The 4,909-nt window shown below is 32.7% G+C and carries 4 protein-coding genes and 1 pseudogene; 4 read left to right on the top strand and 1 reads right to left on the bottom strand.

Going from position 1 to position 4,909, the window contains the following annotated elements:
• The first annotated feature begins 67 nt into the window (after nt 1–67).
• On the top strand, nt 68–1,006 hold the full coding sequence (locus JJD95_RS19590) for a dipeptidase (RefSeq protein ID WP_291645115.1): 939 nt from the start codon (nt 68–70) through the stop codon (nt 1,004–1,006).
• Nucleotides 1,007–1,142: 136 nt separating this feature from the next.
• On the opposite strand, the pseudogene JJD95_RS19595 reads toward JJD95_RS19590, so the two are convergent.
• A pseudogene (locus JJD95_RS19595) lies at nt 1,143–1,235 on the bottom strand (transposase); the annotation flags it as partial.
• Nucleotides 1,236–1,546: 311 nt separating this feature from the next.
• Between JJD95_RS19595 and JJD95_RS19600 the strand changes: the two are divergent.
• From JJD95_RS19600 to JJD95_RS19610, 3 genes are all read left to right on the top strand, one after another.
• Entirely contained in the window at nt 1,547–3,331 is a 1,785-nt protein-coding gene (locus tag JJD95_RS19600) for an L-fucose isomerase (RefSeq protein WP_367114859.1), read from the top strand.
• A gap of 14 nt (nt 3,332–3,345) precedes the next feature.
• Nucleotides 3,346–3,528 (top strand): hypothetical protein, encoded by a 183-nt coding sequence (locus tag JJD95_RS19605; protein WP_291645119.1) that lies wholly within the window; start codon nt 3,346–3,348, stop codon nt 3,526–3,528.
• A gap of 147 nt (nt 3,529–3,675) precedes the next feature.
• Nucleotides 3,676–4,704 carry an IS4 family transposase gene (locus tag JJD95_RS19610; protein WP_291645121.1) on the top strand — a complete coding sequence of 343 codons (1,029 nt, stop codon included), beginning with the start codon at nt 3,676–3,678 and terminating at the stop codon, nt 4,702–4,704.
• The last annotated feature ends 205 nt before the right edge of the window (nt 4,705–4,909 follow it).

The following is a 4,909-nucleotide window of genomic DNA, read 5'->3' on the forward strand; positions in this document are numbered from 1 at the left end:
CAAAAACACCCAATAAACATTTGAAAATATTTTAATAGAAATTTTTATAGAAAAGGAGAATGTTTTTATGAAGGTAATTGATTTGCATTGTGATACCATTTTAAGGTGTATGGAGAATGAAGAACTCTTTGGAATTGCAGAAAATGAGTTTTGTATAGATTTAAAGAAGTTAAAGCAAGCAGATTCTCTGGCACAATTTTTTGCACTTTATGTGGATTTAAAAGAATTTGAAGATCCTTTTATGTATTGCATGAAAATGACAAATAAATTCTTTAAGGAATTAGAAAAAAATAAAGAGAAAATAAAAATAGCAAAAAACTATAAAGATATGATAGATAACAATGAACAGGGAAAGCTCTCTGCTTTTCTTGCTATTGAAGAAGGAGGCGTTTTAAAAGGAAATATTAATAACCTTAGAAGTTTTTATCAATTAGGAGTAAGGCTTATTACCCTCACCTGGAATTATCCTAATGAAATTGGCTTTCCGAACTGTGAGTCACAATATAGCCTTCAGGGCTTAACCACCTTTGGAAGTGAAGTAGTCAAAGAGATGAATAGCCTAGGTATGATTATAGATGTTTCTCATCTCTCAGATAGTGGTTTTTATGATGTGGCTAAGCTTTCTTCTAAACCTTTTGTGGCTTCTCATTCTAATGCAAGGAGCATTACGTCTCATTGCAGAAATCTTAGTGATGAAATGATAAAAATTCTTGCAGGTAAAGGCGGTGTAATGGGAATTAATTTTGAAAAATCATTTTTAGGAACAGAGCCTTTAAGTAGAGTAGAAGAAATGGTAACGCATATCAAGCACATTAAAAATGTAGGTGGAATAGACGTTATAGCAATAGGAACAGATTTTGATGGTATAAGTGATGGATTAGAAATAGAAAATATTGGACAAATTAATAAATTGATTTTAGGGCTTCAGCAAAATAATTTCTCAGAAGCAGAAATAGAAAAAATACTTTATAAAAATGCAACGAGAGTAATAAAAGATACATTATAAAGATTCTATTTCCTATTCCCATTAATTTAAAGTTAATAATATTAATCAAATTCTTGAATTTCTTTTATTATAGAAGGGAGCGCCTCTAAAATATGATTTGGGTATTTTTGCCCATCACCCCGAAAAGGGGGAATAGTCAAAAACACCCAGATTCATTAACAGCAAGATCAACACCGAAGAAAGCCACAAGTTGCTTTGGAGTAAGAAATTTATCAATATCACTAATTTCAGCTAAAACACAGAAAACTTACTGATGGAATGATACGCTTATTTACGAGTATAGGTAATCACTTACCTCTCAGGAGGGAAACATCTATCTTCTCTATTCAGGAGATATTATATCATGGTGGATTAACTAGTTTAAAGGATCCAAATAATGCTAATTGACAATAATCAGAATTAAGATATGATAAATAATAATCAAATTATAGGTTGTGAACATTAGGTAAGGGACTGAGGATAACATTCGTAGTTATTCTGACTGATTTATTATAAATGGTTACAACTACATTATACGAGGAGGAATGAATTGTATTGCTAGTGAAATTAAATAAAAATTTGCCTAAAATTGGAATTAGACCAATAATTGATGGAAGACGTAATGGGGTTAGAGAATCTTTAGAAGATCAGACTATGAATATGGCAAAGTCTTTAGAGACATTAATAAAAGAAAATTTAAGATATCCAAGTGGCGAGGTAGTAGAATGTGTAATTTCAGATTCTACAATTGGTGGTGTTTCTGAAGCAGCAAGTTGTGCAGAAAAATTTGCAAAAGAAGGTGTTGGAGTTACTATAAGTGTTACTCCCTGTTGGTGTTATGGATCAGAAACTATAGATATGGATCCATTTGTTCCAAAAGCAATATGGGGATTTAATGCAACAGAAAGACCAGGGGCTGTTTATTTAGCAGCAGCACTAGCTGGTCACAATCAAAAAGGATTGCCTGCTTTTGGAATTTATGGTCGAGATGTTCAAGAAAAGGATAACACGAAAATACCTGATGATGTTAAAATAAAATTATTACAATTTGCCAAGGCAGGACTTTCAGTTGCATTAATGAGAGGAAAGTCTTACCTAGCACAAGGTAGTGTAGCTATGGGTATAGCTGGTTCAATAGTAGATCCTAATTTCTTTCAAAAATATTTAGGTATGAGAAATGAATATGTGGATATGTCTGAATATACAAGAAGAATAGAAGAAGAAATATATGACAAAAAAGAATATGAAAAGGCAATGAATTGGGTTAAAGAAAACTGTAAAGAAGGTAAAGATTATTACAGTGCAGACAAGATGGAAAAAACCAGAGAAGAATTAGATAAAGATTGGGAAACAGTAGTAAAGATGACTCTTATTTCAAGAGATCTTATGATTGGGAATCCAAAACTAAAGGAATTAGGTTTTGAAGAAGAAGCGGAAGGACATAATGCAATAGCGTCAGGTTTCCAAGGACAGAGACAATGGACAGATCATTCTCCTAATGGTGATTTCATGGAAGCAATACTTAATTCTTCATTTGACTGGAATGGCATAAGAGAGGCTTTTGTAGTTGCTACAGAAAATGATTCTTTAAATGGAGTTTCCATGTTACTAGGACATTTACTAACAGGAACTGCTCAGATATTTTCAGATGTAAGAACTTATTGGAGCCCTGAAGCTGTGAAGAGAGTGACGGGTAAAGAGTTAACTGGAATTGCAGCAAATGGTATTATACATCTTATAAATTCAGGGTCTACTACCTTAGATGCTACTGGAAAGCAAACTAAGGATGGCAAGCCTGTTATGAAGCAATTTTTTAATATATCAGAAGAAGAGGTTAAGAAATGCTTAGATGCTACTTCTTGGTGTCCAGCTAATAGAGGATATTTTAGAGGTGGCGGTTTTTCATCAAAGTTTGTTTCGGAAGGAAATATGCCTGTAACTATGTGCAGAATTAATATAATAGATGGACTCGGACCAATACTTCAAATTGCAGAAGGATACACTGTTGAACTTGAAGAAGATGTGCACAATACCTTAAATTTACGTACAGATCCAGCGTGGCCAACAACTTGGTTTGCACCAATACTTACAGGTAAAGACGCATTTACAGATGTATATTCAGTAATGAATAATTGGGGAGCAAATCATGGTGCAATTAGTTTTGGACATATAGGAGCAGATTTAATAACTTTAGCATCTATGCTCAGAATTCCAGTTGCTATGCACAATGTAAGTGAGGACAGAATATTTAGACCTACAGCTTGGGGTGCTTTTGGAACAAAAGATAAAGAAGCTGCAGATTTTAGGGCATGTGAAAACTTTGGACCATTATACGGTAGAAAATAAGGGATGGCTTTTGTATGAGGGCTAAGAAATATAGCATTGGACTTGATTTTGGAACTCAGTCTGGGCTTGCAGTGTTAGTTGAAGTTGCTACAGGTAATGAAGTATCAACCTGCGTTATGGCATATAAAGATGGTGTTATTGACAAATATTTACCAGAAACTGATATTAAATTAAAGGCTGATTGGGCACTCCGATAATTATATAGAAATTTTAATATATACTATTAGGGGTAGAGCCACATAGCCATCAAGCTAAGAAAATTCTATAAAAATAAAGCCCCCCCATTTGTAAAAATGTTATTATTTGAAAGATAATAAAAATACATCAATGGGGGGATCTTACAAATGATAGAAGAAAACTTAAAATTGGATAAAGATATGAAATATTTTGCAGCTGAAATTAAAATATGTTTTTCAAAAGAGGAGCTTGAAGAAGTCGCGAGAGAAACGGGTTTTGTGAAAAGAAAAGGTAAAATTAAAGCATGGGAATTCGTTTGTTTATGCTGCTTTATGAATGCAGAGGTTGCGAATAATACACTTGTTACCTTATGTACAAAACTTAGTGCGAAAATAGGGATAGTTATTTCTAATCAAGCATTAGATCAACGTTTAAATGAAAGATGCGTGGAATTTTTAAAGAAGATTTTTGAGAACCTGTTGCTCCAAACAATAACGAATAATACTTGTATACCAAGTGTATGGGATAAACATTTCAAACGAATAAGAATACTTGATTCTACTGCTTTTCAAGTGCCAGAAAGCTATAAAGATATTTATCCTGGATCTGGTGGATGCTCTCAGCCTTCAGGTGTAAAAATACAACTAGAATATGAATTGAAATCCGGAAACCTTCTTAATGTACAAGTAGGAGCTGGTTCGGGAAGTGACAATACTTTTGGGAGCAAAATAAGAGATACTATTAAAGCCGGTGATCTTATTTTAAGAGATCTTGGATACTTCAATTTTGAAGATTTTTTGGATATAGAAGATAGAGACGCCTTTTACATATCAAGACTCAAACCTAATATAGCAGTATATATAGAGAATAAGGATATAGAGTACTATAAGAATGGCTCCCCTAAAAAATCAAGTCTTTTTAAAAGAATCTATATTTCTGACATAATGAAACAGATGGGCGAGGGGGACCGTTATGAAATTAAGGATGTTTATGTAGGTAAGGAAAAGAGCCTAAAAACAAGGCTTATTTTATATAAACTAACAAATGATCAATTGAAAAAAAGAACAGAAAAGTCTGTGAAGAATGCTAAAAAAAAGGGTATAGAAAAAAGTGATAATACTATTGAATTATTAGGAATATCTATTTATATAACCAATATTACAGAAGAAGTTTTAAGCGCAAAACAGGTTGGGTAGTTTTGCCTATCCCCTCCAAAAGGTATGTTAGGCAAATGGAATACCAGTTTAAGGTATTTATTTTAACATTTTTAGAATAAGTGAAAGTTACACAAGCACATTGTGTAACTTTCACTTTCCTTAGTTACCAACGATTTTTTGTATTCTGATATAGAATATCAATTTGAATGTTACTTAATATTAGTATTTGATTATATTATGTAAC

The sequence above is a fragment of the Clostridium sp. genome (assembly GCF_016650035.1).
Classification (GTDB): Bacteria; Bacillota; Clostridia; order Clostridiales; family Clostridiaceae; genus Clostridium_AD.

Coding starts and splice junctions, on each gene's coding strand:
- JJD95_RS19590 (WP_291645115.1), top strand. CDS start 68: ATGAAGGTAATTGATTTGCATTGTGATACCATTTTAAGGTGTATGGAG.
- JJD95_RS19605 (WP_291645119.1), top strand. CDS start 3,346: ATGAGGGCTAAGAAATATAGCATTGGACTTGATTTTGGAACTCAGTCT.
- JJD95_RS19610 (WP_291645121.1), top strand. CDS start 3,676: ATGATAGAAGAAAACTTAAAATTGGATAAAGATATGAAATATTTTGCA.